Source organism: Bradyrhizobium cytisi (genome assembly GCF_008123515.1).
Lineage (GTDB): Bacteria > Pseudomonadota > Alphaproteobacteria > Rhizobiales > Xanthobacteraceae > Bradyrhizobium > Bradyrhizobium cytisi.
In genome coordinates this window covers 49,598-76,243 of sequence record NZ_VSSR01000070.1, presented here as the reverse complement: position 1 = coordinate 76,243, position 26,646 = coordinate 49,598, and the positions used below count along the sequence as shown (strand labels likewise).

General features: G+C 64.0%; 23 protein-coding genes. 9 read left to right on the top strand and 14 right to left on the bottom strand.

What is annotated here, in order from left to right; translation table 11 throughout:
- Positions 1 to 85: 85 nt before the first annotated feature.
- Complete coding sequence (locus FXB38_RS34555; RefSeq protein ID WP_430640208.1) at positions 86 to 1,036, bottom strand: GlxA family transcriptional regulator; 951 nt, start codon at positions 1,034 to 1,036, stop codon at positions 86 to 88.
- Positions 1,037 to 1,156: 120 nt separating this feature from the next.
- Here FXB38_RS34555 and FXB38_RS34550 point away from each other — a divergent pair, with 120 nt between their 5' ends.
- Entirely contained in the window at positions 1,157 to 1,546 is a 390-nt protein-coding gene (locus FXB38_RS34550; RefSeq protein ID WP_148755413.1) for a nuclear transport factor 2 family protein, read from the top strand.
- Positions 1,547 to 2,003: 457 nt separating this feature from the next.
- Positions 2,004 to 2,618, top strand: coding sequence for a LabA-like NYN domain-containing protein (locus FXB38_RS34545; RefSeq protein WP_148755412.1), 615 nt, complete (start codon positions 2,004 to 2,006; stop codon positions 2,616 to 2,618).
- Between the two features lie 25 nt (positions 2,619 to 2,643).
- On the opposite strand, the gene pcaG is transcribed toward FXB38_RS34545, so the two are convergent.
- Both pcaG and pcaH read right to left on the bottom strand, forming a co-directional pair.
- A complete protein-coding gene (gene pcaG, locus FXB38_RS34540; protein WP_148755411.1) occupies positions 2,644 to 3,270 on the bottom strand; it encodes a protocatechuate 3,4-dioxygenase subunit alpha in 627 nt (208 codons plus the stop codon).
- Between the two features lie 4 nt (positions 3,271 to 3,274).
- On the bottom strand, positions 3,275 to 4,057 hold the full coding sequence (gene pcaH / locus FXB38_RS34535; RefSeq protein ID WP_148755410.1) for a protocatechuate 3,4-dioxygenase subunit beta: 783 nt from the start codon (positions 4,055 to 4,057) through the stop codon (positions 3,275 to 3,277).
- Between the two features lie 106 nt (positions 4,058 to 4,163).
- Between pcaH and FXB38_RS34530 the strand changes: the two genes are divergently transcribed.
- From FXB38_RS34530 to FXB38_RS34520, 3 genes are all read left to right on the top strand, one after another.
- Entirely contained in the window at positions 4,164 to 5,084 is a 921-nt protein-coding gene (locus FXB38_RS34530) for a LysR family transcriptional regulator (protein WP_187435343.1), read from the top strand.
- A gap of 78 nt (positions 5,085 to 5,162) precedes the next feature.
- On the top strand, positions 5,163 to 6,467 hold the full coding sequence (gene pncB / locus FXB38_RS34525; protein ID WP_148755408.1) for a nicotinate phosphoribosyltransferase: 1,305 nt from the start codon (positions 5,163 to 5,165) through the stop codon (positions 6,465 to 6,467).
- Between the two features lie 234 nt (positions 6,468 to 6,701).
- The gene (locus tag FXB38_RS34520; RefSeq protein WP_148755407.1) at positions 6,702 to 8,009 is read left to right on the top strand and encodes a GGDEF domain-containing protein; all 1,308 of its coding nucleotides are present in this window, start codon (positions 6,702 to 6,704) and stop codon (positions 8,007 to 8,009) included.
- A 9-nt stretch (positions 8,010 to 8,018) separates the two neighbouring features.
- Here the strand turns inward: FXB38_RS34520 and FXB38_RS34515 are convergent, their stop codons facing one another.
- Positions 8,019 to 8,639 carry a TetR/AcrR family transcriptional regulator gene (locus FXB38_RS34515; protein WP_148755429.1) on the bottom strand — a complete coding sequence of 207 codons (621 nt, stop codon included), beginning with the start codon at positions 8,637 to 8,639 and terminating at the stop codon, positions 8,019 to 8,021.
- 59 nt (positions 8,640 to 8,698) lie between these two features.
- Here FXB38_RS34515 and FXB38_RS34510 point away from each other — a divergent pair, with 59 nt between their 5' ends.
- The 3 genes from FXB38_RS34510 (at position 8,699) to FXB38_RS34500 (ending at position 13,408) form a co-directional block, all read left to right on the top strand.
- Complete coding sequence (locus FXB38_RS34510) at positions 8,699 to 8,959, top strand: hypothetical protein (RefSeq protein ID WP_148755406.1); 261 nt, start codon at positions 8,699 to 8,701, stop codon at positions 8,957 to 8,959.
- A 359-nt stretch (positions 8,960 to 9,318) separates the two neighbouring features.
- A complete protein-coding gene (locus tag FXB38_RS34505; RefSeq protein WP_148755405.1) occupies positions 9,319 to 12,726 on the top strand; it encodes an acyl-[ACP]--phospholipid O-acyltransferase in 3,408 nt (1,135 codons plus the stop codon).
- Positions 12,719 to 13,408, top strand: a complete 690-nt coding sequence (locus FXB38_RS34500; RefSeq protein WP_246230347.1) for an alpha/beta hydrolase — start codon at positions 12,719 to 12,721, stop codon at positions 13,406 to 13,408. Before FXB38_RS34505 ends, FXB38_RS34500 begins: the two co-directional genes overlap by 8 nt.
- 3 nt (positions 13,409 to 13,411) lie before the next feature.
- Here FXB38_RS34500 and tcuB read toward each other — a convergent pair whose 3' ends face one another.
- Together tcuB and tcuA are read right to left on the bottom strand one after the other, a co-directional pair.
- Positions 13,412 to 14,518, bottom strand: coding sequence for a tricarballylate utilization 4Fe-4S protein TcuB (tcuB, locus tag FXB38_RS34495; RefSeq protein WP_148755403.1), 1,107 nt, complete (start codon positions 14,516 to 14,518; stop codon positions 13,412 to 13,414).
- Positions 14,505 to 15,896 (bottom strand): FAD-dependent tricarballylate dehydrogenase TcuA, encoded by a 1,392-nt coding sequence (gene tcuA, locus FXB38_RS34490; RefSeq protein WP_148755402.1) that lies wholly within the window; start codon positions 15,894 to 15,896, stop codon positions 14,505 to 14,507. The genes tcuB and tcuA overlap by 14 nt, the downstream gene beginning before the upstream one ends.
- Positions 15,897 to 16,053: 157 nt before the next feature.
- Here tcuA and FXB38_RS34485 point away from each other — a divergent pair, with 157 nt between their 5' ends.
- Complete coding sequence (locus tag FXB38_RS34485; protein ID WP_148755401.1) at positions 16,054 to 16,749, top strand: GntR family transcriptional regulator; 696 nt, start codon at positions 16,054 to 16,056, stop codon at positions 16,747 to 16,749.
- A 10-nt stretch (positions 16,750 to 16,759) separates the two neighbouring features.
- Here the strand turns inward: FXB38_RS34485 and ybaK are convergent, their stop codons facing one another.
- The 8 genes from ybaK to mobB form a co-directional block, all read right to left on the bottom strand.
- The gene (ybaK, locus tag FXB38_RS34480; RefSeq protein ID WP_148755400.1) at positions 16,760 to 17,236 is read right to left on the bottom strand and encodes a Cys-tRNA(Pro) deacylase; all 477 of its coding nucleotides are present in this window, start codon (positions 17,234 to 17,236) and stop codon (positions 16,760 to 16,762) included.
- A 166-nt stretch (positions 17,237 to 17,402) separates the two neighbouring features.
- Positions 17,403 to 20,168 carry a formate dehydrogenase subunit alpha gene (fdhF, locus tag FXB38_RS34475; RefSeq protein ID WP_148755399.1) on the bottom strand — a complete coding sequence of 922 codons (2,766 nt, stop codon included), beginning with the start codon at positions 20,166 to 20,168 and terminating at the stop codon, positions 17,403 to 17,405.
- Positions 20,165 to 21,868, bottom strand: a complete 1,704-nt coding sequence (locus FXB38_RS34470) for an NADH-ubiquinone oxidoreductase-F iron-sulfur binding region domain-containing protein (RefSeq protein WP_148755398.1) — start codon at positions 21,866 to 21,868, stop codon at positions 20,165 to 20,167. The genes fdhF and FXB38_RS34470 overlap by 4 nt, the downstream gene beginning before the upstream one ends.
- A 154-nt stretch (positions 21,869 to 22,022) precedes the next feature.
- The gene (locus FXB38_RS34465) at positions 22,023 to 22,307 is read right to left on the bottom strand and encodes a hypothetical protein (RefSeq protein ID WP_148755397.1); all 285 of its coding nucleotides are present in this window, start codon (positions 22,305 to 22,307) and stop codon (positions 22,023 to 22,025) included.
- Between the two features lie 80 nt (positions 22,308 to 22,387).
- Positions 22,388 to 24,043 carry an OFA family MFS transporter gene (locus FXB38_RS34460; RefSeq protein WP_148755396.1) on the bottom strand — a complete coding sequence of 552 codons (1,656 nt, stop codon included), beginning with the start codon at positions 24,041 to 24,043 and terminating at the stop codon, positions 22,388 to 22,390.
- Between the two features lie 317 nt (positions 24,044 to 24,360).
- Positions 24,361 to 24,624 carry a sulfurtransferase TusA family protein gene (locus tag FXB38_RS34455; protein ID WP_148755395.1) on the bottom strand — a complete coding sequence of 88 codons (264 nt, stop codon included), beginning with the start codon at positions 24,622 to 24,624 and terminating at the stop codon, positions 24,361 to 24,363.
- A 44-nt stretch (positions 24,625 to 24,668) separates the two neighbouring features.
- A complete protein-coding gene (locus FXB38_RS34450; RefSeq protein WP_148755394.1) occupies positions 24,669 to 25,925 on the bottom strand; it encodes a molybdopterin molybdotransferase MoeA in 1,257 nt (418 codons plus the stop codon).
- A gap of 9 nt (positions 25,926 to 25,934) precedes the next feature.
- Positions 25,935 to 26,462: a molybdopterin-guanine dinucleotide biosynthesis protein B gene (gene mobB, locus FXB38_RS34445; RefSeq protein ID WP_148755393.1), complete on the bottom strand. Its 528-nt coding sequence runs from the start codon at positions 26,460 to 26,462 to the stop codon at positions 25,935 to 25,937.
- Positions 26,463 to 26,646: the final 184 nt, after the last annotated feature.

The window sequence follows — 26,646 nt, the reverse complement described above, 5'->3', positions numbered from 1 at the left end:
TCCGCGGGGGACCCGTCGGAGCAAAGACTGGGAAGCGATTTGGTTCCCATTCGGCGTGGGCTTATTGGCTAGACTTTGGTCTCGCTCAGGAACCGAACCGACGACGATAGTCCTGCGGCGCCGTGGCCAGCACGCGCAGAAAACTGCGGCGCATGGTCTCCTCCGACCCGAAACCGCAGCGCTGGGATATCCGCTTCACCGGCAGGCGCGTCTCCGACAGCATTCGCCGCGCAGCTTCCACCCGCAACCGCTCGATGGCCCGCAGCGGCGTCAGTCCGGTCGCCTTGGCATAATGGCGGCTGAAACTGCGCTCGCTCATGCCGGCCTCGCGTGCCAGTCTGGACAGAGAGAGATCGCCGGCGAGATGCTTGCTGATCCATTGGTGCAACACGCCGAATTCATCCTCGGCGGATTGCAGCGACAGCGCCTCGCTGAACTGCGCCTGCCCGCCCGGCCGCTTGAGGAAGACGACGAGATAACGCGCCACGGCCAGCGCGGTGGTGCGGCCGAGATCCTCCTCCACCAGGGCCAGCGCCAGATCGATGCCGGCGGTTACGCCCGCCGAGGTCCACATCGAGCCATCGCGCACGAAGATCGGATCTGGCTCGACGCGCACGGCCGGGAAACGCCGCGCGAGCTCGGCGCAATACGACCAATGGGTCACCGCACGGCGTCCGTCGAGCGCGCCGGATGCACCGAGCAGAAATGCGCCGGTGCAAACCGACGCCACGCGCCGCGCCTTCTTCACGCGCTGCCGCAGCCAGTCCAACAGCACCGGATCGCAAGCGGCGAGATCGACACCCGGACCACCTGCGACAACCAACGTGTCCAGCCCGCTGCCGGCGCGCGGCAGCGGCTCCGTTGCAATCGCCAGTCCCGAGGACGCCGTCACCCGCGCGCGATCTTTCGCCACCACGCGAAGCGCATAAGGCGGCGTTCCGCCGGCTTCCACGATCTGCTCGTTGGCGGTCGCGAACACCTGGAGCGGTCCGGTGACGTCGAGCAGCTGTACCGATGGATAAGCCAGCACTTCGATCACGCGCACGGAACTCCGCGTGGCACGAGAAATGGAGCTTGGCGAGAAACGAGGGGTCTTTGGCATTTGCGCCAAAACGTGCCCGGTTATGTTGCCGCTGTCCAGCCTCGAGGAGAGCCCATGACCACGAAGACTTTTACCAAGACCGCCCCGCCGGAATGGCTTCTCGCGATGTGGAAGGAGATCGACGACAAGACCTTTGGCAAGGGTTTTGACTGTTTCGCCGACGATGCGATCTGCAATCTCGGCGTTGCCGACTGGCACGGCCGCGATGCTATCCGCAACAATCTGCGGCAGTTCATCGACCGTGGCTTCACCGCGCTGCATGACGTCGTCGAGTACTGGGACAGCCCTGAGCTCAAGATCTTCCACGGCAAGGTCGCGATGCGCTTCGACGATCCCAGCATCGAACCCGTGAGACCGACGATGGCCCATTTCTTCTATATGGACGAAAAAGATCCCACCAAGGTCAAGCGCTGGGTCGGAGCGGTGGGACCGACCGGGTTTTAGCTGGCACGTCACCGACGGAGCTCGGCGGTGCAAGCTCCACCACGACAAGAGAGCTGGCCTCGTCATCAGATGCGGCCGGCTCATTCCTGATCAAGTGAAGCAAACATCGGAGCAGACGACCTCCTCCGGCCCCTGCAGTTGACCGCGAAGGAATACACGACTGGACGGCGCGCTCGTACTTACCTTGGTATAGAGCGACCAACCCTTTGGATAGAATTCGTTTACCTCCGTACGATTGAGCGCGGAATGCGCACGCCTTATCGTGGCTGCATTCGGCGCCCCAGACGCTGGTGGCACGGACCTCCCTAACCTTGGCGCAAGACGGCCACACCCTGTCCGGTCGTCTGCGCTGCTTTTTCAGCAAGCCGTCAGCGACCTCAGTGTTTTCCCGGCCGACACATCGAGCCCTCGCGGTCGAAGCTGCCGGCTTCCATGCGAAACTGGAGTTTCGTGCTTAATGTCTTCGTTTGAGAAGATCGCGCTCTTCATCGATGGCTCCAATCTCTATGCCACCTCCAAGGCGCTCGGTTTCGACATCGATTACAGGCGTCTGCTCAGCGAATTTCGCGGCCGAGGCGTGTTGCTGCGGGCCTTCTACTACACGACACTCATTGACGATCAGGAATACTCGTCAATCCGCCCATTGATCGATTGGCTCGACTATAACGGGTATACCGTCGTCACCAAGCTCACCAAGGAGTTTGTCGACGCCACCACCGGCCGCCGCAAGGTGAAGGGCAGCATGGACGTGGACCTCGCCGTGACGGCGATGGAGCTCGCCGGGCACGTCGATCAGATCGTGTTGTTCTCAGGCGATGGAGATTTTCGTTCGCTGGTGGAAGCCGTGCAGCGCCGCGGCGTCCGGGTGACCGTCATCTCCACGCTGGCCAGCCAGCCGCCGATGATCGCCGACGAACTGCGCCGACAGGCGGACATCTTCGTTGACCTGGCGGAACTGAAGCCGAGAGTGGGGCGCGATCCGGCGGAACGGCCGGGATCGCGCGAGATGCGTCAGCAACCGCCGCAATTCATCGCGCGCGGAACGGTGAATCGAAGCGACCAGCTGGAATAATCTGGGCCTGACGATCCCTGGATCGTCAGACGTCGAAGAACACCGTCTCGTCCGGTCCCTGCAGATTGATCGCGAAGGAATATACGGCCTTGCCGGCGCGCTCGCTGCGGGTGGCGATCAGCGTGTTGCGACGCACCGGAGGCTCGACCAGATTGAGCACGGGATCGGCGGCGTTGGCGGCCTCTTCATCGGAGAAATAGAGCCGGGTGTTGAGCCCGATATTGATGCCGCGGGCGACAATCCAGATGTTGACGTGCGGCGCGCATTTGCGCCCGGCCCTGTCGACGATCGCACCCGGCTTGATGGTCTCGAAGGTGACGAGTCCGCTCTCGAAATCGGAGCCGGCACGGCCCCAGCCGCGGAAGTCCTCGTCCAGCGCGCCGGCCGAACGATCAGCCGGATGGTTGTAGCGGCCGGCCGCGTTGGCCTGCCAGATCTCCAAAAGAACGTCGCGCAGCACCGTGCCGCTGCCGTCGATCACCCTCCCTTCCAGCGTGATGCGTTCACCCTTCGTGTTCGGCGTCACCAGCACGTTGGAAAAGTTCTTCTCGAAAATGTCGAAGCCGGCCATGGCCGGGATCAGGCCGATATGAACGTAGGGTCCGGCGGTCTGCGAGACGGTTTCCTTGAGATAGTTGAGCGGCTGCGGCATGGGCTCAGTTCCCTTCGGGACGGTTCTCGAAATAGGTGGAGCGCTGGCCGCGCAGCACGATGTCGAAGCGATAGGCGAGTGAGTCGAACGGCGTCGAGGCGTTGAGGTCGAGCGGCGCCACCAGGCGGTCGAGCGCGCCCTTGTCCGGGATCGTCGTCAGGATCGGGCAGACCGGGATCAAGGGATCACCCTCAAAATACATCTGCGTAATCAGCCGCTGCGCAAAGCCCGAACCGAACACCGAGAAATGGATGTGGGCGGGGCGCCAGCTGTTGACGAAGTTGCGCCAGGGATAGGGCCCAGGCTTCACGGTGCGGAAGTAGTAATAGCCGGTGTCGTCGGTCAGAGCACGGCCGCAGCCGCCGAAATTCGGATCGATCGGCGCCAGATACGTGTCCTTCCTGTGCCGGTAGCGGCCGCCGGCATTGGCCTGCCAGAACTCGACCAGCGTGTTCGGCACGCCGCGGCCGGTCTCGTCCAGCACGCGGCCGTGGACGATGATGCGCTCGCCGACGGGATCGCCGTCCTTGGCGTAGTTGCGGATCAGATCGTTGTCGAGCGGGCCGAGATCGTTGTGCCCGAACGCCGGCCCCGTGATCTCCGAGACCGAGCTCTCCAGCGACAGCAGCGGCTGGCGCGGCGAGCGCAGCACCGAGGATTTGTAGCCGGGCGCGTAGGCCGGCGGGTGGATGGCGCGGTCGCGCTGGAAGAAGCCGCCATCACGCGGCGTGAACGGCTCGGGAGCGTTGAGGCGGGGATCCCTTAAGGCTGGCGCCTGGGCATTCATCGGCGTTGTCTCTCCCTTTGGCTGCGGCCGGTCCTGGCGCACGGCCTATCGGGAGATCATGGGCCGGCCTATTCCACAGATAAATAGATCGATTATAATATATTGCATGAAGAAAATAGATCATTTGGCGCTCGACGGGCACGCCCTCGAACTATTCCTCGCGGTGCTGGAGGAAGGTTCGGTGACGGCCGCCGCAATCCGGCTCGGCCTGACACAGTCGGCCGTCAGTCACGCCCTGAACAAGCTGCGGCAGATCGCCGGCGATCCGCTGTTCGCCAAATCCGGCCGTGGCATTGTCGCGACCGCCCACGCCCAGGCTCTGGCCGCAAAAGCGCGGGCGCTGATCGACGAGATGCGCAGCTTCGCAGGCGGTGTCACGTTCGAGCCGGCGAGCGCGCAGCTCTCGCTGACGATCGCTGCCAACGACCTTCAGCGCGATTTGCTGCTGCCGCGCTTCTTCGGACATGTCGCCGCGCAGGTGAAGAGCCTCAATCTGCGTCTAATCCCATCGCAGTCGCCCTCGCCTGCGATGCTGCGCGAGAATCGTTGCGATCTCCTGATCACACCACTGCCACCGTCCGGCATCGACATTGTGCAAAGGCGGCTGCTGCGGGATCATTACGTCTGCTATTACGATCCCAAGACGCGCACCGCACCAGGCAGCCGTAGCGCCTATCTCGCAGCGCGCCACATCACCGTGGTCTATACCGACAACGAGCGGCTCGATTTCGATCGCCGGCTCGCCGCGAACGGCTTCCACCGCGACATTGCCATCTCCGTGCCGAGCTTCTCGGGCGTGCCGTCGTTCCTGCGCGGGACGCAGATGCTGGCGAGCATGCCGAGCCTGCTGGCCTCCGGCGTGATGGGTGGCTTCGCGCATGCGCTGATACCGCTGGCCTCACGCACGCGAACGCTGGCCGAACTGCCGATGTTCATGGTCTGGCACCAGCGCTATCAGAAGGACCCGGCGCATCGCTGGATCAGGGCCCAACTCGAGGCCGTGGCCGCGACCGCCGCGGAGACTTGAGACCCGTCCCAAGTTTCGGAAGCCCGCCCCTCGCCAAACCCACTGGTTGCGCAGGGAGAGCCACGCTAGAATTCCCACATGACAGTGACCGATATTGCGAGCCGAACCTACAATCACAGCTGGCGGCTGGATCCCATCATCCGCAGCCTGCTTGATACCGACTTCTATAAGCTATTGATGTTACAGCTGATTCGGGAATCATACCCGGATCAACAGGTGACGTTTTCGGTCATCAATCGTTCGCGCCATGTGCGCCTTGCCGAGATCATCGACGAGGGCGAGCTGCGCGCCCAGCTCGATCATGCCCGCACCATCCGCTTCACCAAGAAGGAGTTGATCTGGCTCGCCGGCAACACCTTCTACGGCAAGACGCACATGTTCTCCGCGGATTTCATCCGCTGGCTCGCCGAATTCCGCCTTCCCGAATACGAGCTGCGCAAGGTCGAGGGCCAGTATGAGCTGCATTTCCACGGGCCCTGGACCCATACCACGATGTGGGAGATTCCGGCGCTCGCCATCCTCAACGAATTGCGCTCGCGTTCGGCGATGAAGGGCCGCGGCCGCTTCGAGCTGGACGTGCTCTATGCCCGCGCCAAGGCCAAGCTATGGACCAAGGTGGAGCGGCTGCGCGAGCTGGAAAATTTGCGGCTGTCCGACTTCGGCACCCGCCGCCGCCACGGCTTCCTGTGGCAGCGCTGGTGCGTGGAAGCGGTGAAGGAGGGCCTGGGTTCGTCCTTCATCGGCACCTCCAACGTGCTGCTGGCGATGGACAACGATCTCGAAGCCATCGGCACCAATGCGCATGAGCTGCCGATGGTCGCCGCCGCGCTCGCCAAGGACGACGAAGAATTGCGCTGGGCGCCCTATCGCGTTCTCGACCAGTGGCGTCAGACCTATGGCGGTAATCTGCTGATCGCGCTGCCGGATGCTTTCGGCACCAAAGCCTTCCTGCGCGATGCGCCGGAATGGGTGGCGGACTGGACCGGCTTCCGCCCCGACAGCGCGCCGCCAATCCAGGCCGGCGAAGAGATCATCGCATGGTGGGCGAAGAAGGGCCGCAACCCCAAGGACAAGCTGCTCGTGTTCTCCGACGCGATGGATGTCGGCTCGATCGAGGAGACCTATCACCACTTCTCCGGCCGCTCGCGGCTCTCGTTCGGCTGGGGCACCAACCTCACCAACGATTTCGTCGGCTGCGCGCCGGATGGCTCATTCGATCTCGATCCGATCTCGATCGTGTGCAAGGTGTCGTCGGTCGACGGACATCCGGCCGTCAAGCTCTCCGACAATCCGGAGAAGGCAACCGGTCTTCCCTCGGAGATCGAGCGCTATTTGCGCGTGTTCGGCGATGCCGGCCGCGTGCGCAAGCCTGTGCTGGTCTAGCCCCGATCCAAATTCTCTCAATCGAGTAAATCGCGAGGGTCGGATTCGCGGCATCGGCGCGCCGGTTCCGGTTTGGCGGCATTTGCGGCGATCTGCACGAATCCGTTTCACAACGCTTTCACCCTGCAAGACAATCTCTCGGCTCTTTCAGGTCGAGTTAAGCAGCGTTCTCGCGTAATCCGCGTTATCAGCCGACGCTCCGCTGGGGTCGTTGAGTGATTTGGGGAACGCAGAGTGTTGCGCAGAACTGCAACGTCGGCGAAGGAACGCAGCTTCCTTCACGTCATCAAGCTCGTCTCGCCTTTTGTCATGGTCGTCGTGCTTCAGGCGGCGATCGCAGGATTCAGCTTAGAGGTGATGTCATCGGTTCGCGCCTATGTCGCGGGCGAGGCGATGTGGTCGCGCTCGCAGAAGAACGCCGTTTATTTCCTCAATCTCTATCTGCATTCGGGCCAGGCCAGCCAGTTCGCGCAATATCAGACCTCGCTCGCCGTCCCGATCGGCGACGAATACGCGAGATGGGCACTCGAGGGCGATCCGGTCGACGTCGAGCTCGCGCGCATCGGCTTCCTGCAGGGTGGCAACCATCCAGATGACGTCCCCGGCCTGATTTGGCTGTTCCGCTATTTCAACCAAGTCAGCTTCCTCCGCGAAGCGATCCGGGAGTGGGCTGCCACCGATCCGATGCTGCTGGAGCTCAGCGTCTTCGGTGAAGTCATCAAGAGTGAACTAAAAAACGGTCCCGTCAGGGACAGCGACCGTCTGCAATTCCTATCGTCCCGCCTCTCGGAGCTGAACAGGCAGTTCACAGGGCATGCCGAGCGATTCTCGACCGTGCTCGGCGAAGGCTCCCGCGCCATCAAGCTGACGCTGACATGGCTCAACATCGCCACCGCCGCGATCCTGATCCTGCTCCTGATCTGGCACACGCGTCGACTGGTGCTGCAGCGGCAGGCGTTCGAGGATGCGCTGCGTGCCGAGAAGGAGCGCCTCGCCTTTCAGGCCTCGCATGACTGGTTGACCGGCATCGCCAACCGGCGGGCCTTCGAGGCGCGCCTGCAGAGCGAGCTCGATGATAGCGGCGAAAATTCACTCAGCCTGATCCTGCTCGACCTCGACCAGTTCAAGAGCGTCAATGACAGCTGCGGCCATCTTGCCGGGGATCGACTGCTGTGTCAGGTCGCGCGCCTGCTGCAGCAGGACCGGCGGCCGCACGATCTGGTCGCACGGCTCGGCGGTGACGAGTTCGGCCTGATCCTGCCGCAATGCGCGCCGTACGACGCCGTCGATATCGCCGAGCGGCTGCGGCGATCACTCGAGATGTTCAATTTCGCCTGGGACGATCGCTATTTTGCGGTGACCGCCAGCATCGGCGTTGCCTGCATTGCCGACGCCAACACCACGCTCGAGGAGGCGATGCGGCGGACGGATGCCGCCTGCTATCGCGCCAAGGAAAAGGGGCGTAACCGGGTTCAAGTCGACAACGGAAGGCCGGACGTCGCTCTCGTCGCTGCGCCGTCGCGCGAAGCTGCCCGCGCGTGACCGTCGCCGTTACCGTGCCGGCAAGATCCCGAGACCCAGGAGATGCGCGTCCAGGAACTGCGTGACCTGCTGGCGCAGCATCTGCGGCGGCACGGCGACCATGCGTTCTTCGAGGCCGAGCGAGATGATCCCATGCACTGCGGAAAACAACGTCCGCGACAGCAGTGCGATCTTCACGTCATCCGCATCCGGTAGCAAACGCACCAGAGGCGGATGCATCAACGCGAAGGCGTCCATCACCATCTGAAGAATGTCGTCGGGATAAGGACGGTCGTCCTCCATCCGATGCTCGAACAGCGAGCGCAACAGATTGGCGTTGTCGGCGAAGAATTCGAGATAGGTCTCGGCCAGACCATAGAGCTGGCGGACCGGATCCTCAGCCGGAACCCGGCCCAGCCGCACCGTCAACGCCTGAACCGTCTCCCGATTGACCGTCAGGATCACCCCGTCGAAGTCGCCGAACTCGTTATAGACGCTGCCGACCGAGCAGCCGGCGGCCTCGGCCACGTCTCGAACCTTCAACGATCTCAATCCTTTAGTCGCAATAATGCTGCGGGCGATCTCCAGGATATGGAGACGCCGACGATTTTTTTTCTGGTCCCGCAATGATTCTTCTTGAACATTGTTCATTTTAAAGCTACTCACTTGAACATTGTTCATTGTTCATTGTTAACCCGGAGATCTGCAAAATGCAAACCCTCGCCGTCGATATCGCCTCCACCTTCGTCGATGACGCCGCGGCTCTCTTGAGCGGCTTCGGCCGCGCCCTGCTGCGGGTCGTCATGGCCCCGATCGATCGGATCGCGAATGCCTGCGATATTGCCGGCGTGCTCGCTGGGCGCCGCGCGACCTTCCGGATGTGGCGGACCAGCCGTTCCCGCCACGAGCGCCGCCGCTTCAGCGTGCTCGGCCGCTTAAACCCCTTTCGCCATCTCGCTCACCTCACCTGAAGAGAAACCGGTGCGCATGCGAGTCGGTTCGAATGCGAGGACAGGCCGCAACAAAGACTTATTATGTCCGGACATTCGTGGCCGATCCCGCGGTTGTGAGAGAGAGACGATTCAGCTTTTGCTTATCGGCAAGGGCAATCCCCGTAAGCGCGGCATTTCCGCCCGAAACCGCGGCCGCAACCGGATATTTGCGAACCTGACGAGACCACTTGGAGACCAACAGGATCGGAGGGACCGAGGGGACAGAGCAGGCCGATGACCGTCGTCACCCTGCAATCGTTCCTCCCACACCCTTCCGGTCGTGACGTTTCACCGATAACGCAACACCTTCAGGCTGCTCTTCCAAAACAGGACTCGTCATGATCAGGGATTTGATGTCGTCACGCCGATTTGCGCCGCTGTTCTGGGCGCAATTCTTCTCGGCGCTCAACGACAACGTGCTCAAGAACGCACTCGTCATCATCCTGCTTTACAGCGCCGCGACCGGCCACGGCGATGCGCTGGTGACGGTCGCAGGCGCCGTCTTTATCTTCCCCTATTTCATCCTGTCCGGGCTCGGCGGCCAGCTCGCCGACAAATACGTCAAATCGGTCGTCGCAAGACGGCTGAAATTCACCGAGATCTTCGCTGCGGCCTTCGCCGCCGCCGGCTTCTTCCTGCACTCGGTGCCGCTGCTGTTCGCGGCGCTTGCGCTGTTTGGCATCATCGCCGCCCTGTTCGGCCCCGTAAAATACTCCATGCTGCCGGACCAGCTCGAACTCGGTGAGCTCGCGACCGGCAACGCGCTGGTCGAGGGCGCGACTTTCATGGCCATCCTGCTCGGCACCGTCGCGGGCGGCCAGTTCGTGGCGGGCTCCGCCCATATGGGCTGGGTCGCATCGGCCGTGGTCGTGCTGGCCCTGTTGTCGTGGGCCTTTGCCTCCCGCATTCCGCAAACAACGCCCTCCGCGCCCGATCTGCCCGTCGATGCCAATCCCTGGACCTCGACGTTCGGCCTGTTGAAGACGCTCCATGCGGATCACCGACTGTGGGACGGCACGGTGATCGTCTCCTGGTTCTGGCTGGTCGGCGCGATCGTGCTGTCGCTGCTGCCGGCGCTGGTCAAGGACGTCGTCGGTGGCAACGAAGGCGTGGTGACGCTGTGCCTGGCGATCTTCGCGATCGGCATCGCCATTGGTTCGTTATTTGCGGCCAACCTGAGCCACGTTCGCCCCAACCTCGCGCTGGTGCCGATCGGTGCCATCATGATGGGATTTGCCGGCATCGACCTTGCCTGGGCCATCGGCGTCACCGTTAAGGCGGACGACATCGCCGCGGTCGATTTCGCAACCTCGTTTGCGGGCCTGCGCATGCTGATCGACTTCGTCGCCTTCGCGTTCGGCGGCGGGCTGTTCGTCGTTCCGTCCTTCGCCGCGGTGCAGGCCTGGTCGGCGCCGAACGAGCGCGCCCGCATCATCGCTGCCGGCAACGTGCTGCAAGCCGCCTTCATGGTGGTCGGCTCGCTGTTCGTCGCGCTGCTGCAGGCGGCCGGATTGCATGTCGGCTGGATCTTCTTCGGCCTGGGTGTCGCGAGCTTCGGCGCGGTGTGGTTCGTGCTGACGAAATGGGGCAAGGAGGGCGTGCGCGATTTCGGCGGGCTCTTCTTCCGCGCCCTGTTCCGCACCGAGGTGCGCGGGCTCGAGAACCTGCCGCCATCAGGCACGCGCATGCTGATCGCGCCCAATCATGTCAGCCTGATCGACGGCCCGCTGCTGCACGCCGTGCTGCCGATCGACGCGAGCTTCGCGGTCGATACCGGGATCTCCAAGGCGTGGTGGGCCAAGCCGTTCCTGCGTGTGGTCAAGCACTACACCATGGACCCAAGCAAGCCGCTGGCCGCACGCGACCTGATCAAGCTCGTGGCCGCCGGCGAACCGGTCGTCATCTTCCCGGAAGGACGCATCACGGTCTCCGGCTCGCTGATGAAGGTCTATGACGGGACCGCGATGATCGCCGACAAGGCCGACGCCGTCGTCGTGCCGGTTCGCATCGAGGGCGCCCAGCGCTCGCATCTCAGCTACCTCGACAGCAGCCAGATCAAGCGCTCGTGGTTTCCGCGGGTGACGGTGACGATCCTGCCGCCGGTCAAGCTTCCGGTCGATCCGGCGCTGAAGGGCAAGGCGCGCCGTAATGCTGCGGGCGCAGCGCTCCAGGACGTGATGATCGATGCGATGGTCAAGAACGCCATGCTCGACCACACGCTGTTCGAGGCGCTCGGCCATGCCTACCGCGACCGCGACACCGGCAAGGTCATCGTCGAGGACGCGCTCGGCACCAGGCTGACCTATCGCAAGCTGATCCTCGGTGCGCAGGTGTTGAGCCGCAAGCTCGAAGCCGGCACCTCGGCCGGCGAAAATGTCGGCGTGCTGCTGCCGAACTCCGCGGGCGTCGCCGTCGTCTTCATGGCGCTGCAGAGCATCGGCCGCGTGCCAGCGATGCTCAACTTCTCCGCCGGCCCGGTCAACGTCCTCGCCGCCATGAAGGCTGCACAGGTCAAGACGGTGCTGACCTCAAAGGCGTTCATCGAGAAGGGCAAGCTCGACAAGCTGATGACAGCGATCTCCGCGGAGGCGCGCGTCGTTTATCTCGAGGACGTCCGCGCCTCGATCGGTACGGCCGACAAGCTCAAGGGCCTGCTCGCCGGCAGCGCGCCGCGCGTTGCCCGCCAGGCCAACGATCCAGCCGTCGTGCTGTTCACGTCGGGCTCGGAAGGTACGCCCAAGGGCGTGGTGCTGTCCCACCGCAACATCCTCGCCAACGCCGCGCAGGCGCTGGCGCGGGTCGATGCCAACGCCAATGACAAGGTGTTCAACGTGCTGCCGGTGTTCCACTCCTTCGGGCTGACCGGTGGCATGATGATGCCGATGCTCGCCGGCATTCCGATCTACATGTACCCCTCGCCGCTGCACTACCGCATCGTGCCCGAGCTGATCTACCAGACCGGCGCCACGATCCTGTTCGGCACCGACACGTTCCTCACCGGCTACGCCCGTTCGGCGCACGCCTACGACTTCCGCACCCTGCGGCTGGTGATCGCCGGCGCCGAAGCGGTCAAGGACCGTACGCGGCAGGTATTCATGGAGCGCTACGGCATCCGCATCCTCGAAGGCTATGGCGTCACCGAGACGGCGCCGGTGCTGGCGATGAACACGCCGATGGCCAACCGACCCGGCACTGTCGGCCGCCTCTCGCCACTGATGGAAAGCCGCCTCGATCCGGTCCCCGGCATCGAGGAAGGCGGACGCCTCTCGGTGCGCGGACCGAACGTGATGCTCGGCTACCTCAGGGCCGAAAATCCCGGCGTGCTCGAGCCGCTTGCCGAGGGCTGGCACGACACCGGCGACATCGTGGCGATCGACGCGGCCGGCTTCATCACCATCAAGGGCCGCGCCAAGCGCTTTGCCAAGATCGCAGGCGAAATGGTCTCGCTGTCGGCGGTCGAGAGCATCGCGACGACGCTGTGGCCGCAGGCCGTATCGGTCGCGGTGTCGATCCCCGACCAGCGCAAGGGCGAGCGCATCGTGTTGCTGACGACGGAGAAGAATGCCGAGCGCAGCACGATGCAGGCCCAGGCCAAGGCGATCGGCGCCTCCGAGCTGACGGTCCCCGCGACGATCATGGTGGTCGACAAGGTGCCGCTGCTCGGCACCGGCAAGACCGACTATGTTACGGCAACGACGATGGCCCGCGAGCAGGCAACGGCAGCATCGGAGCGCGAAGTTGCCTGACACGCAGCCCACCGCCGTCGCACCAGCGCATGCGCTGTGCGACGGTGTGGTGCTGCTGCATGGCATCGGCGTCGGCTCCTGGACGCTGAAGAGGCTCGATCGAGCGCTTCAGCGTCGCGGCTTCGCGACGCTCAATCTCGACTATTCCAGCCGCAAGAAGCCGCTTGAGGCACTCGCGGAGGAGATCCAGGCGCCGATCGCCGCATTTGCCGAACAATGCGAGGGCGCGATCCACTTCGTCGCCCATTCCATGGGCGGACTGCTGACGCGGGTTTACATCGCGCGATACCGGCCGGTGCGGCTTGGCCGCGTCGTGATGCTGGGCACGCCCAATGGCGGCAGCGAGGTCGCCGATCTCCTGAAAGACCTGTCACTCTACCGTGCCGCTTTCGGCCCGGCCGGCCTGCAGCTGACCACCACCCAGGACCCGGTGCTCGCCGACCTGCCGTCACCCGATTATGCGATTGGTATCATCGCCGGATGCCGCACCATCGCGCCGATCGCGTCGGCCTTTGTTCTGCCACGCCCCAACGACGGACGGGTTTCGGTTGCGAGCGCGAAGCTGGCTGGCATGGCCGACCACGTCGTCGTCAAGGCATCGCATACCGGCCTGCCGCGTCACGCCGCAGCGATCGAGCAGACGATCGCGTTTCTGCACGACGGCCGCTTCCATTCTGCTTGAATCTCAAGAGCCGGCTTCGCTGCGCCGCTCCTGCGCGTAACGCACCAGCGCCGCGAAGCGGTAGATGCCATGCACGAACTTGCCATAGGGCATGGTGATGAACAGCGCGAACACCGCGCCGAGATGCAGCGCCAGCAGCGGACCCATGGCGGCGGTCTCGCGCAGGAGCAGAAGCAGCACGCCGGTGAGGCCGGTCAGGAACAGCATGGCGATGAAGCCGACATCCATGCCGTAGCTGGTCTCGTCGAGAAGCTCGGGCGCGCGGCGCGATTTGGCGACGAGCAGCCCGATGGGGCCGACAACGAGGCCGATGCCGCCGAGCGTGCCGAGCACGACCGGCAGATCCCACCACGGATACGGCGCCTCGCGGCCGAGCAGATAGTGGTACAGCGTGGCGACCGAGGTCGCGGCAAAGCACAGCAGGAAGCCATAGAACGTCAGGTGATGGAAAAGCTTGCGCCGGTCAGTCGGCGTGTCGTCCTCATTATAGCAGCCGACCCCGCCACCATCGAGATAGCGCAGCTCGCCGGCGTCGCGGATGGCCTGGAATATCGAGCCGCCGTCAGGCCGGCCGCCGATCGGTGCGCCGATGTCGCGCCAGAACGCGCGAACGCTCATGACCAGCGCGAGGATCGCATAGAGAAAGGCAGCGCTGAACAATGCGGCCATCGCATTATGCGGCATCAGCTTGTAGAACGCGCCGGGACCGGTGTGCACGCCAAGCAGCACGCCGCGGTCGTTGAGCGCCGCAAAGCCGAGGATGAAGGCGGCCATGCTGAGTGCGGCAACGATGCTGATGACGAGTCCATTGCGCCCGAAAACTCCGGACAGCGCCTGCGGCCACGCATAAGCAGCATAGGATTCGGCGCGCGCCACCGCCAGCGTTTGGGGAACGTTGACGTTGAACTCGTGCGGCGGCGAGAACTGGCAGTCGACGTAGCAGGCACCGCAGGAATGGCAGAGGTTGGCGAGATAGTTGAGATCGCCATCGGAGAAGGCGCGTCGCATCTCCATCGCGGGAAACACTGCGCAAAGACCCTCGCAGTAGCGGCAGGAATTGCAGACCGTCATCAGACGGTCGGCTTTGTCCAAAATTCTAGTTCCGTGCATGTTTCGCCGCTTCCCGTCCTGCGATCCGCCCGAACACGCTGCCGATGGTCATGCCCATGCCGGCGGCATACCCCTTGCCGAGCACGTTGCCAGCCATGATCTCGCCGGCGGCGAACATGTTGGCCGACGGCTTGCCGTCAGCCATCAGCATCCGCGCCTGCTTGTCTACGCGCGTGCCGAGATAAGTGAAGGTGATGCCGGGCCGCACCGGATAGGCGAGATAAGGCGGCGTCTCGATCCGCCGCGCCCAGTGCGTCTTGGGCGGCGTGATGCCTTCGGTCACGCAATCGTCGAGAATGGTGTGGTCGAAAGTGCCGGGCCGCACGGCGGCGTTGAATTCGATGATGGTCTTTTCCAACGCGGCCGGGTCGAGGTCGAGCTTGGCTGCAAGCTCGGCGATCGTCTGCCCGGCGATCGGCGGGAACAGCGTCGGCATGAAGCTCGTGACGACAGTGGAATCGAAGATGATGTAAGCAATCTGGTCGGGCTGCGCCGCAACCAGCCGGCCCCAGATCGCGTAACGCTTCGGCCAGATGTCCTCGCCTTCGTCGTAGAAGCGCTGCGAATGCTTGTTGACGACGATGCCGAACACGACGGAGTCGTGCCGCGTGATGATGCCTCCGTCGAATTTCGGCGCGCGGGCGTCGATCGCGACCGCGTGGCACTGGGTGGGATCGCCGACCTCCTGCACGCCCTTGTCGAGCAGCATCTTCAGGATCGAGCCGCGATTATAGGGCGTGCCGCGGATCAGGAAATTGTCTGCCGCCTCGCCCCAATATTGCTTCAGCCATTCGATGTTGGCCTCGAACCCGCCGGCCGCGGCGACCAGCGAGGTCGCGCGGATCTCGGTCTCGCCGTTGATCGGCCGCTTCAGGCGCGCGGCGACGAACATGCCGTCCTCGATCACGAGGTCGGTGACCTCGGCGTCGTATTCGACGTCGACGCCGAGCCGCTCGGCGGTGAGATAGAGCGCATTCAGCATCGCACGGCCGCCGCCGAGGAAAAACAAGTTGGTGCGGCCCAGGCTCAGCGTGCCGCCGAGCGACGGCTGCCAGCGCACGCCCTGCTCCACGATCCAGTTCAGGATGTCCTTGGACTCCCGGATCATGTGGCGGGCGAGCACCTCGTCGGTCTGTCCCCCGGTGACGAGCAGGAGATCCTCCCAGAACTCCTGCTCGGTGTAGGGACCGGTCAGGATTTCGGTCGCGGCGTCATGGGCGCAACGCATGTTGCGGGTGTGACGGGTGTTGCCGCCGCGATAGAACTTTGGCGCACCTTCGAGCACCAGCACCGAGGCACCGCCGCGGCGGGCGCTGATCGCTGCGCACAGCGCCGCGTTGCCGCCGCCAATCACCAGCACATCGTATTTGCTGCCCATGCCGTCTGTCCGATGCGACGAGGTTAGAGACATTCTGCCCGCGGGCCGCCCCGGTCAAGCCGATCCATCATTGCGTACTTTTGTATACAAAGATATACATTTGGTGCAAAGCGGCATCTGTGCATGGGCAGGATGCGCATTGCGAGCCCGAGGATTCATGGCCAGACGCCCGGCAAAGGCAGGCGGATCGATCGCACGTGGCGGCGGCGTGGCGCTGGGCGAAGCGGTGTTCCGCTCGCTCTGCGAGGCGCTCCAGGCCGGCAACTACCGCGCCGGCGATCGCCTGCGTGAGGAAGAGGTCGCCCAGCGCCTCAAGGTCAGCCGTACGCCGGTGCGCGAAGCTCTGGGCCGTCTCGCGGCACGCGGCTTCGTCGAGCCCGCCGGCGGCCGCGGGCTGATCGTCCGCAACCTCGACATATCGGAGGTGCTCGAGCTCTACGCCATGCGTGAGATCATGGAGGGCGCCGCCGCGCGCCTCGCCGCCGAGCACGCGTCTGCGCCGGAGATCCACGCGCTCAGGGATATCGAGCAGGCCTTTGTCGAGGCGCCCGAGACCGATGCCGCCGGGATGGCAGGAGAAATGGCAAGGCTCAACCGCGCCTTTCACGAAGCCATCTGCCGCGCCGCGCGCAACCGCTATCTCGACAACGCGTCGCGGGAATTGCAGGACTGGATCGCGCTGCTCGGCCCGACCACCTTCATCGTGACGGGGCGCCCCTCGACCAGCCATGGCGAGCATCAGGCTATCATCGACGCCATCGCCGCACGCGATGGCGACAAGGCCGAGCAACTCGCCCGCGCGCATGTCCGCGAGGCGCTACGCTGCCGGCTCAAGCTGTTGCAGAAACAGTAGGGCAAGAGCCCTACGCGATCACGTCCGCCACGATCGCCTTCAACGCATCCCGCACATCGGTCGGCTTCATCCGCACCTGTAGGCCGCGCTGACCGCCATTGAGATAGACCAAGTCATGGGCGAGCGCGGTCTGCTCGATCACGGTGCCGACCTGCTTGCGCTGCCCGAATGGGCTGATGCCACCGACCTTGTAGCCGGTGACACGCTCGGCCTCCGGCGGCTTCATCATCTGCGCCGACTTGCCGCTCACGGCCGCGGCGAGCTTTTTCATCGAGACTTCCTGGTCGGACGGAACGATGACACAGACCGACGACTTGCCGTCCACCAGCGCCATCAGCGTTTTCAAGACGCGCGCCGGATCCTCACTGAGCGCGGCGGCCGCCTGCCGCCCGATGCTTTCGGCCTCCGGATCGTAATCGTAGGCGTGGATGGTGAAGCCAACGCCAGCGGCGGTGAGCGCGCGGGTGGCTGGGGTGACTTTGGACATGGTTACGTTTACCACAGCCCTTGCAAACGGAAAATCCGGGCGCTGTGGTGACCATGCATTGATACAGGTGTTTTGCCCGACGCTGCAAGTCGTTTCGGCAAGACCGAAAATTCCTCAAGCCTTTCAACCCCCGTTCTACTGTGCATGGGGTTGTTTTCGCGGATTGCTATTCCGCCGCGTCCCGCATCTCCGCGCGTTCGGCCCTCGCCGCGCAGAACTTGAATTCCGGGATCTTGCCGAACGGATCGAGCGCCGGGTTGGTCAGCAGGTTCGCCGCCGCTTCCGCGTAGCAGAACGGCATGAACACCATGTTCTCCGGCACGTCGCGGTCGGAGCGAACCTTGACCTCGATCGCGCCGCGGCGGGTCTCCAGCCGAATGAAATCGCCGGGCAGCAGCTTCTTCTTGCGCATGTCCTTTGGCGACATGAACGCAACCGCCTCGGGCTCGATCTGGTCGAGCACCTGGGCGCGACGGGTCATCGAGCCGGTGTGCCAGTGCTCCAGCACCCGGCCGGTGGAGAACACCATCGGATATTCGTCGTCGGGCACTTCGTCCGGCGGAATGACATGGGCCGGCACGATCTTGCCGCGGCCGCTCGCGGTCGGGAAGCCCGTGGTGAAGATGATCTCGTTGCCGGGCTTGTTCGGATCGTCGGCCGGATAGGTGACGGCGCCTTCGCGCACCAGCCGCTCCCAGCTGATGTTCTTGAGCGACGGCATCAGCTCCGCCATCTCGGTGTAGACCTCGCCCGGGCCGGCGTAATTCCACGGCAGGCCCATGCGCTTGCCGATCTCCTGGATGATCCAGAGATCCTGCCGCGCATCGCCGGGCGGCTTGATCACCTGGCGCGCGAGCTGCACGCGGCGATCGGTGTTGGTGAACGAGCCTTCCTTTTCCGCAAAGGCCGAGGCCGGCAGGATGACGTCGGCGTGGAAGGCGGTCTCGGTGACGAACAGATCCTGCACCACGAGATGATCGAGCATGGCGAGCGCCTGGCGCGCGTGCTGGAGATCGGGATCGGACATCGCGGGGTTCTCGCCCTCGATATACATGCCCTTGATCTCGCCGGCATGGATCGCGTTCATGATCTCGACTACGGTCAGGCCGCGGACGGGATCGAGGTCCTGGCCCCACAGCTTCTCGAACGCCCCGCGCATGTCGTCGCGGCCGACCGGCTGATAGTCCGGCAGGAACATCGGGATCAGGCCGGCGTCGGAGGCGCCCTGCACGTTGTTCTGGCCACGCAGCGGATGCAGGCCTGTGCCGGGACGGCCGACCTGGCCGGTGATCAGTGCGAGCGCAATCAAACACCGTGCATTGTCGGTGCCATGGACGTGCTGGCTGATGCCCATGCCCCAGAAGATGATCGACGATTTTGCCCGCGCATAGGTCCGGGCGACCTCGCGCAGCGTCTGCGCCGCAATGCCGCAGATCGGCTCCATCTTCTCCGGCGTGAAATCCTTGATCTTCTCCTTGAGATCCTCAAAGCCCTCGGTATAGCCGGCGATGTACTGGTCGTCGGTCAGGCCTTCGGTGATGATCGTGTTGATCATCGCATTCAGCATGGCGACGTCGGAGCCAGGCTTGAACTGCAGATGCTTGGTGGCGTGACGCGACAGCGTCTGCCGGCGCGGGTCCATCACGAACAGCTTTGCGCCGTTCTTGGCCGCGTTCTTGATGTAGGTCGCGGCGACGGGATGATTTACCGTCGGATTGGCACCGATCACCCAGATCACCTCGGCATCCATAGCCGCCGAGAACGGCGCCGACACCGCGCCCGAGCTGAGGCCCTCGAACAGCGCCGCCACCGACGAGGCGTGGCACAGACGGGTGCAGTGGTCGACATTGTTCGAGCCGAAGCCGGTGCGCACCAGCTTCTGGAACAGATAGGCCTCTTCATTCGAGCCCTTGGCCGAACCGAAGCCTGCCAGCGCCTTCACGCCCTTCTCATCCCGGATATTGACGAGACCCTTGGCGGCAATGTCGAGCGCCTCATCCCAGCTCGCTTCACGAAAATGCGTGAAGGGGTTGGCGGGGTCGACCTGGTCGTTGGAATCCTTCTTCGCATTCGGCAGCCGCACCAACGGCTTTGTCAGGCGGTGCGGGTGGTGAATATAGTCGAAGCCGAAGCGGCCCTTGACGCAAAGACGGTTGTGATTGGCGGGGCCATCGCGGCCCTCGGCATAGATCACCTTCTCGTCCTTGACCTCGTAGGTCACCTGGCAGCCGACGCCGCAGAACGGGCAGAGCGAATCCACCTTCCGGTCGGCATAGGTGACGCGCGTCTGCTTGTCGTCCAGCATCACGGCCGGCATCAACGCGCCGGTCGGGCAGGCCTGCACGCATTCGCCGCAGGCGACGCAAGTGGACTCGCCCATGGGATCGTCGAAGTCGAACACGATCTTCGAGCCATGGCTGCGATAGGCCATGCCGATGACGTCGTTGACCTGGACCTCGCGGCAGGCGCGCACGCAGAGGCCGCACTGGATGCAGGCATCGAGATTGACGCGCATCGCCGGATGGCTGGCATCGGTCTCCCAGCGCTCGGCGGCGGGGAAGCGGCTCTCGGTGACGCCTGTCGTCTCGGCCCAGTGCCAGAACTTCGAATCCGGATCGTGCGAAGTCTCGCGCGCCGGCTGGTCGGCGACCAGCAGCTCCATCACCATCTTCTGCGCCGACACTGCACGCGCGGATTCGGTCTTCACCTTCATGCCGACCGACGGCGTGCGCTTGCAGGACGCCGCCAGCACGCGCTCACCCTCGATCTCGACCATGCAGGCGCGGCAATTGCCGTCAGGGCGATAATCGGGCGCGGGCGAATAGCAGAGATGCGGAATCTCGCGGCCCTGGCGGTTGGCCACCTGCCAGATCGTCTCGCCGGGACTGGCTTCGACCTGCTTGCCGTCGAGCTCGAACGTAATTCTGGTCATTCGGCCGCTTCCTTGAACTCGTCAGGGAAATATTTGATCACGGTGGACAGCGGATTCGATGCCGCCTGTCCGAGCCCGCAGATCGAGGCATCGCGCATCGCCTGGCTCAATTCTTCCAGCAAGGCGCGGTTCCAGACCGGCTTCTGCATGAGTTGCGCCGCCTTCTGGGTTCCGACGCGACACGGGGTGCACTGGCCGCAGCTTTCGTCCTCGAAGAACTTCATCAGGTTCAGCGCGGCTGCGCGCACGCTGTCCTTGTGCGACAGGATCACGATCGCCGCCGAACCGATGAAGCAGCCGTATTTCTCCAGCGTGCCGAAATCGAGCGGGATGTCGTCCATCGATGCCGGCAGAATGCCGCCGGACGCGCCGCCCGGAAGATACGCGTAGAACTGGTGGCCATCGGCCATACCGCCGCAATATTCGTCGATCAGCTCGCGCACGGTAATGCCTGATGGTGCGAGCTTCATGCCGGGGTTCTTGACGCGGCCCGACACCGAGAAGCTGCGCAGGCCATGGCGTTCATGACGACCATGGCCCTTCCACCAGTCGGCGCCATTCTCGACGATGTCGCGCACCCACCACAGCGTCTCGATGTTGTTGATCAGCGTCGGCAGGCCGAACAGGCCGACCTGGAACGGATAGGGCGGCTTGTGCCGGGGCAGGCCGCGCTTGCCCTCGATGCTTTCGAGCAGCGAGGACTCTTCTCCGCAGATGTAAGCGCCGGCGCCGCGGCGCATGTGGAGCGTCGGACCACCCGCGGGGAGCTTCGCGATCTCGCGCTCCAAAATCTCGCGCGAGGCGGGATATTCGTCGCGCAGATAAATGTAGACGTCGGAGGCCTGCACCACATGCGCGCCGATCAGCATGCCCTCGATGAAACGATGCGGATCGCTTTCGAGATAGACGCGGTCCTTGAACGTGCCGGGCTCGCCCTCGTCGCCGTTGATCGCCATCAGGCGCGGACCGGGTTCGCCGAGCACCGCGCGCCATTTGCGCCCTGTCGGGAAACCCGCGCCGCCGAGGCCGCGCAGCGAGGCATCGTCGAGCGCCTTCAGCAGATCGTCCTTCGGCAATTCGCCGGAGAGCATCCGGTTGAGCAGCTTGTAGCCGCCGCCGGCGACATAGGCGTCGTAGTCGATATATTTCGGTAGATGCGGGTGGGTATCGCCGGCCTTTGCGGCGGCGATCACATTGGCCACGGTCGCATGGTCGACGAAGTTGTGGCCGACTTCTGCGATCGGCGCCGTATCGCAGCGGCCGACGCAGGGCGCGCGCACGACGCGAATGCCGGGTCCCGATGCGCTCTGCAGATCCTCAAGCAGCTTCTCGCCGCCGAGCATCGCGCAGGTCAGCGAGTCGCAGACGCGGATCGTCAGCGGAGCGATATCGGGCTCGCCTTCCTTCACCACGTCGAAATGCGCGTAGAAGGTCGCGGTCTCGAACACTTCGGCGAAGGCGAGCTTCATCTCGTCAGCGAGTGCGACAAGATGCGCGGCCGAGATCTGGCGATATTTGTCCTGGATCAGGTGCAGATGCTCGATCAGGAGATCGCGCCGCCGCGGGCGATCGCCGAGCAATTGCTCGATCTCGTGCGCGGCGGTCGGATCGACCTGCCGCCCCTTGGGCGTGGCCTTGGCTCGCTTGCGTCCCTCGCCCGGATGTTCGAACGAGCGGACCTCGTGCACGTCATGGCTCATCGCTGCGTCTCGTAAACCTTCTTTCGAACAGGTCCAATCCTAGTCTTTGGCATGCCAGATGCCAATAGAATTCATACGTCCCAATAAGCATTTAAGGGACATGCAGCCAACAAGCCACGTGCCCCTTATCTCGAGCGGTTCGCGGAACCCGACCTCAGGTCTTGTTCATGCACTCTTCGATGTAGAACCAGCGGTCATCGCCGGCTAGGCCCTTGGACTTCACCTCAGTGCGGCAGGCCTTCAGCTTCGGCTTGTTGGCCGCCCACTTTGCCTTCATGTCCTTCAGCTTCTGCATGGTGAGCTTGATCTTGCCCGGCTTAGCTTCGGTCGTTGCAGCAGGCGCCGGGGCAGCGGGAGCCGTTGCTGTCTGCGCTGAGGCGGAGTGGAGCGCTCCGGCAACGAGCAGCACGGCGGCGACATTAGCGAAGTTGCGAACCATCGAAATCCCCCAGATGTTCTTTTTCACGGTATGGCGACCGCGACGCGCGCGAGCGGCGCGCCGCGGCGATCATATTACGATCAGAAGATCTTCACCGCGCTCTCCAGCGTCTTCCACACGCCCCAGGCGAGCGGCACGCCGACAAAAGCCCAGAACAGTGCGGCCTTGAGGTCCAGCCCGCCCTTGCCGATACCGAACGAGCCGTGCTGGATCGACGCATCGCTCTTGGCGCTCGCGGCCTGGAGCTTGGCAACCTCGGCCTCGCTCATGTTCCACTTCGGATCGACCGGCTTGATCAGATAGTTGCAGATCAGGCCGGCGATCAGCATGGCGCAAAGGATGTACATGGTGGTGTTGTAGAGCTGGTCGCGAGGCACGCCGGCCGCGAGCTGGAACTCGCGGATGTAGTTCACGACAACGGGACCGATGATGCCCGCGGTGGACCATGCCGTCAGCAGCCGGCCATGGATGGCGCCGACGAACTGCGTTCCGAACATGTCGGCGAGATAGGCCGGCACCGTCGCGAAGCCGCCGCCATACATCGACAGGATGATGCCGAAGCCGAGCACGAACAGCAGTTTCGAGCCCATCGCCGCGAAGGTCGGCGCCAGCGCATAGAGCGCGATGCCGAGGATGAAGAACGTGTAGTAGGTGTTCTTGCGACCCATGAGGTCCGACATCGACGCCCAGAAGAACCGGCCGCCGATGTTGAACAATGACAGCAGGCCGGCGAAGCCTGCGGCGATCGCAGCGATCGCTGCCTTCTGTTCAACCGAGAGCTGGCTGAAGGTCAACTCCGGATGCCCGATCAGCTTGCCTGCGAAGATCTCCTGCAGCATCGGCGAGGCCATGCCGATCACGCCGATGCCCGCCGAGACGTTCAAGCAGAGCACCCACCAGATCAGCCAGAACTGCGGCGTCTTGTGCGCGTTGTCGAGGTGCACATGGTGCTCGGTGATCATCGACTTCTTCTCGCTCGGCGGGGTCCAGCCTTCGGGCTGCCAGCCGGCCGGGGTCACGCGGTAGGCGAAGGCGCCGATCATCATGAAGACGAAATAGATCACCCCCATCGTGACGAAGGTCTCCCAGACGCCAACCGAGTTGGGCGTCTTGAAATAGTTGATCAAGAGGTTGGCCAGAGGCGCTCCAATCATGGCACCACCGCCGAATCCCATAATGGCCATGCCGGTCGCCATGCCGCGGCGATCCGGAAACCATTTGATCAAGGTTGACACGGGGGAGATGTAGCCGAGTCCAAGTCCCACGCCACCGATCACGCCGGCACCGAGCCACATGATCCAGAGCTGATGGACGTAGACGCCGAAAGCGCCGATCAGAAGGCCACCGCCCCAACAACAGGCAGCGACGGCGCCCGCCTTGCGCGGACCGGCGCGCTCGAGCCAGCCACCCCAGATCGCGGCGGATACGCCGAGCAAGACGAAGAACAGCGTATACATCCAGCCTAGGCTCGCGACCTTCCAGTCGCAGGTCGTGGTGAACAGCTCCTGCCAGAGCGAGATGTCCGGACAGGCCTTTGGCGCGGTCAATCCGATCGCGCGCGAGAGCGGCAGCCAGAACACAGAGAAGCCGTAGGCCATGCCAATGCAGAGATGGATGCAGAGTGCTGCCGGCGGCACCAGCCAGCGATTGAACCCAGCGGTCGCGACGGTCCGTTCGCGATCCAGAAAACCTGCGCCAGCGCCTGAAATCCTTCCAGCGCTCTCTATTGTCGTCATGCATTCCTCCCCTGCGGCCGCCCTTCTGAGCAGCCTGCCGCTACCATCCTGGTCCTCAGCCCATTGCGGCGCAGCTGTTGTCCCTGCTGCTCCGCACAATTACCCGACGCGCGCCAGGATCGTCACGCGCGTGTGAAAAGTTAACCCCTCGAGCGGGGCTCTATGCCCGATACGATTTGCGAGCTTCGTAAGTGGCCCGTTGATCTGCGTATCGCGGACAAGACTCAACCTCCGCGCCTGCACGGGGAAAGTCAATTGGGGCAGAAGCCGTGGTCGATGTCGATAGATAAAAGGTCGGTATCAGCGCGGTAACGCGCTCAGGAACGCAGCGCAGCATTGGCAGCGTCTATCGAACCATTCGCTTTTTCTATCAAGAACACGATGCGCGCGTCGTTGCGCTCGGTGATCTCCACCGTGTCGCCCGTCTCGCGGATCAGGTTCGGAATGTCAATCACCGACAACGGGTCGGTGCAGTGCACTTCGAGCTGATCGCCCGGCTGCAATGGTTTCAACGCCTTGCGCGTCTTCAAGGCGGGCAGCGGGCATTTCAGCCCGGTGAGATCAAGCGTCGTTCTGGTCATGAGCGCAACATGGCGGGAGGGGTCGATGACGTCAACGCGTCGCCTCAGATCAGATCGGCATAGGACAGGAAACCTACACTGTCGCCCGGCTCGACGCGCGTGATGTCTTCGCTGAGCTCAACGAGGCCGTCGGTCTCCACCAATGACGAGAGCAGTCCGGCGCCCTCGCGCGGGAACTTGACTGCCTCCAGCGCGCCGTCGTCTCCCGGTCGCAACGAGGCGCGAACATATTCGCGCCGGCCGATCTTCTTCTTGTAGGTGAAGGCCGCGCGCACGGGGATCGGCATGAGCTTTTCCGGCAGACTGCCGGCGAGTGTCAGCACGGTCGGCCGCACCACATGGACGAAGGTGACAAAGCTCGCGACGGGGTTCCCAGGCAGCCCGATCAGCGGCGTGCCGCCGATGATGCCCATCGCCACGGGCCGTCCCGGCTTGATCGCCATTCGCCACAGCACCAGCGAGCCGACGCTCTCGACCGCCGCCTTGACGTGGTCTTCCTCGCCGGTCGAGACGCCGCCGGTGGTGAGGATCAGATCGTGGCTGCTTGCGACCTGCTTCAATCCGTTGGCGAGCGAGGTGCGTTCGTCGCGCAGGATGCCGAGATCGGAGACCTCGCAGCCGAGACGGCGCAGCATTGCCATCAGCATGAAGCGATTGGAATCGAACAGCTGCGAGCCCGCGCGCGGCTCGCCGGGCGAGGCCAGCTCATCGCCGGTGGAGAAAACGGCGACACGGATACGCCTGACGACATCGAGCCGGGTCAGACCGTAGGCTGCGGCAAGCGCGACATGCTGGGGCCGCAGCCGCTGGCCGGCGCGTAACGCGACGTGCCCGACAGGAATGTCCTCGCCTGCCGGACGAACATTGGCGCCAGGCTTCAGCCCGGGTGGCAGCACGATCATGCCTGAAGCATCGATGCTGACATCTTCCTGCATGAAGACGGTCTCGGCCCCCGGCGGCATCGGTGCGCCCGTGAAGATGCGCGCGGTGTGGCCGGGCTTGATCGGTGCTTGCGCAAGGCCGCCGGCCTGAATGCGGCCATCGAGCGGGAATGCCTGTTCGGTTTCTCGCGGAAGGTCGGCGTTGCCCACGGCGTAACCGTCGACGGCGGAGTTGGTGAAAGGCGGCAGCGGCAGGGGCGCCGCGATATCGCGCGCCAGCACACGCCCGTCGGCGTCAACGAGCGCCACTGTATCGAGATCGGCAATCGCACTGACGCGTGCCCTGATCAGGCCAACAGCCTCATCGAGCGACATCATCGGTCCACCGAAGGCAAAGCAATCGTCCGACAGTTGCGCCATGGTGCCTCGTCAGCGCGTCGCCGCGCTTCTTGCAACCGCTTCCTCGACCGGCATCGCCGCACGCAGCAGCAATGCAGCAACGGCCTCGATGTCATCGAGATGGACAGTCGGCAGCCGGGTTTCAACCGCGACGTCGGTCGCAATGCCGACAATGCCGGGATCGTCCGGGAACAGCAGCGGCTTGTCGTTGGCGGCGCGATGCACCTCGATCTTGCGATGCGGCTCGCGCTTGAAGCCTTCGACCACCACGAGATCGACCGCCGACAGCTTGTTCAACAGTTCCGGCAGCCGCGGCTCGGCCGCGCCGCGCAATTCGTGCATCAGGGCCCAACGGTTCGACGAGGCCACCAGCACCTCGGCCGCACCGGCCTCGCGATGGCGCCAGGAATCCTTGCCGGGCACATCGACGTCGAACCGGTGATGCGCATGCTTGATGACGGAGACGCGCAGGCCCTGCGCGTTGAAATGCGGGATCAGCCGCGTCAACAGCGTGGTCTTGCCCGCACCGCTCCAGCCTGCAAGGCCGATGACTTTCATCGCAACTCGATCTCCGCCGACAGCCTACCAGCCGATGGAACCTCCAGCCTCTCCCCGTCATTGCGAGCGCAGCGAAGCAATCCAGAGTGTCTCCGCGGATGCATTTCTGGATTGCTTCGCTACGCTCGCAATGACGAACGGAGGCATTTCGTGCTCTCCAGGGCATGCATATATCGGCCTGACC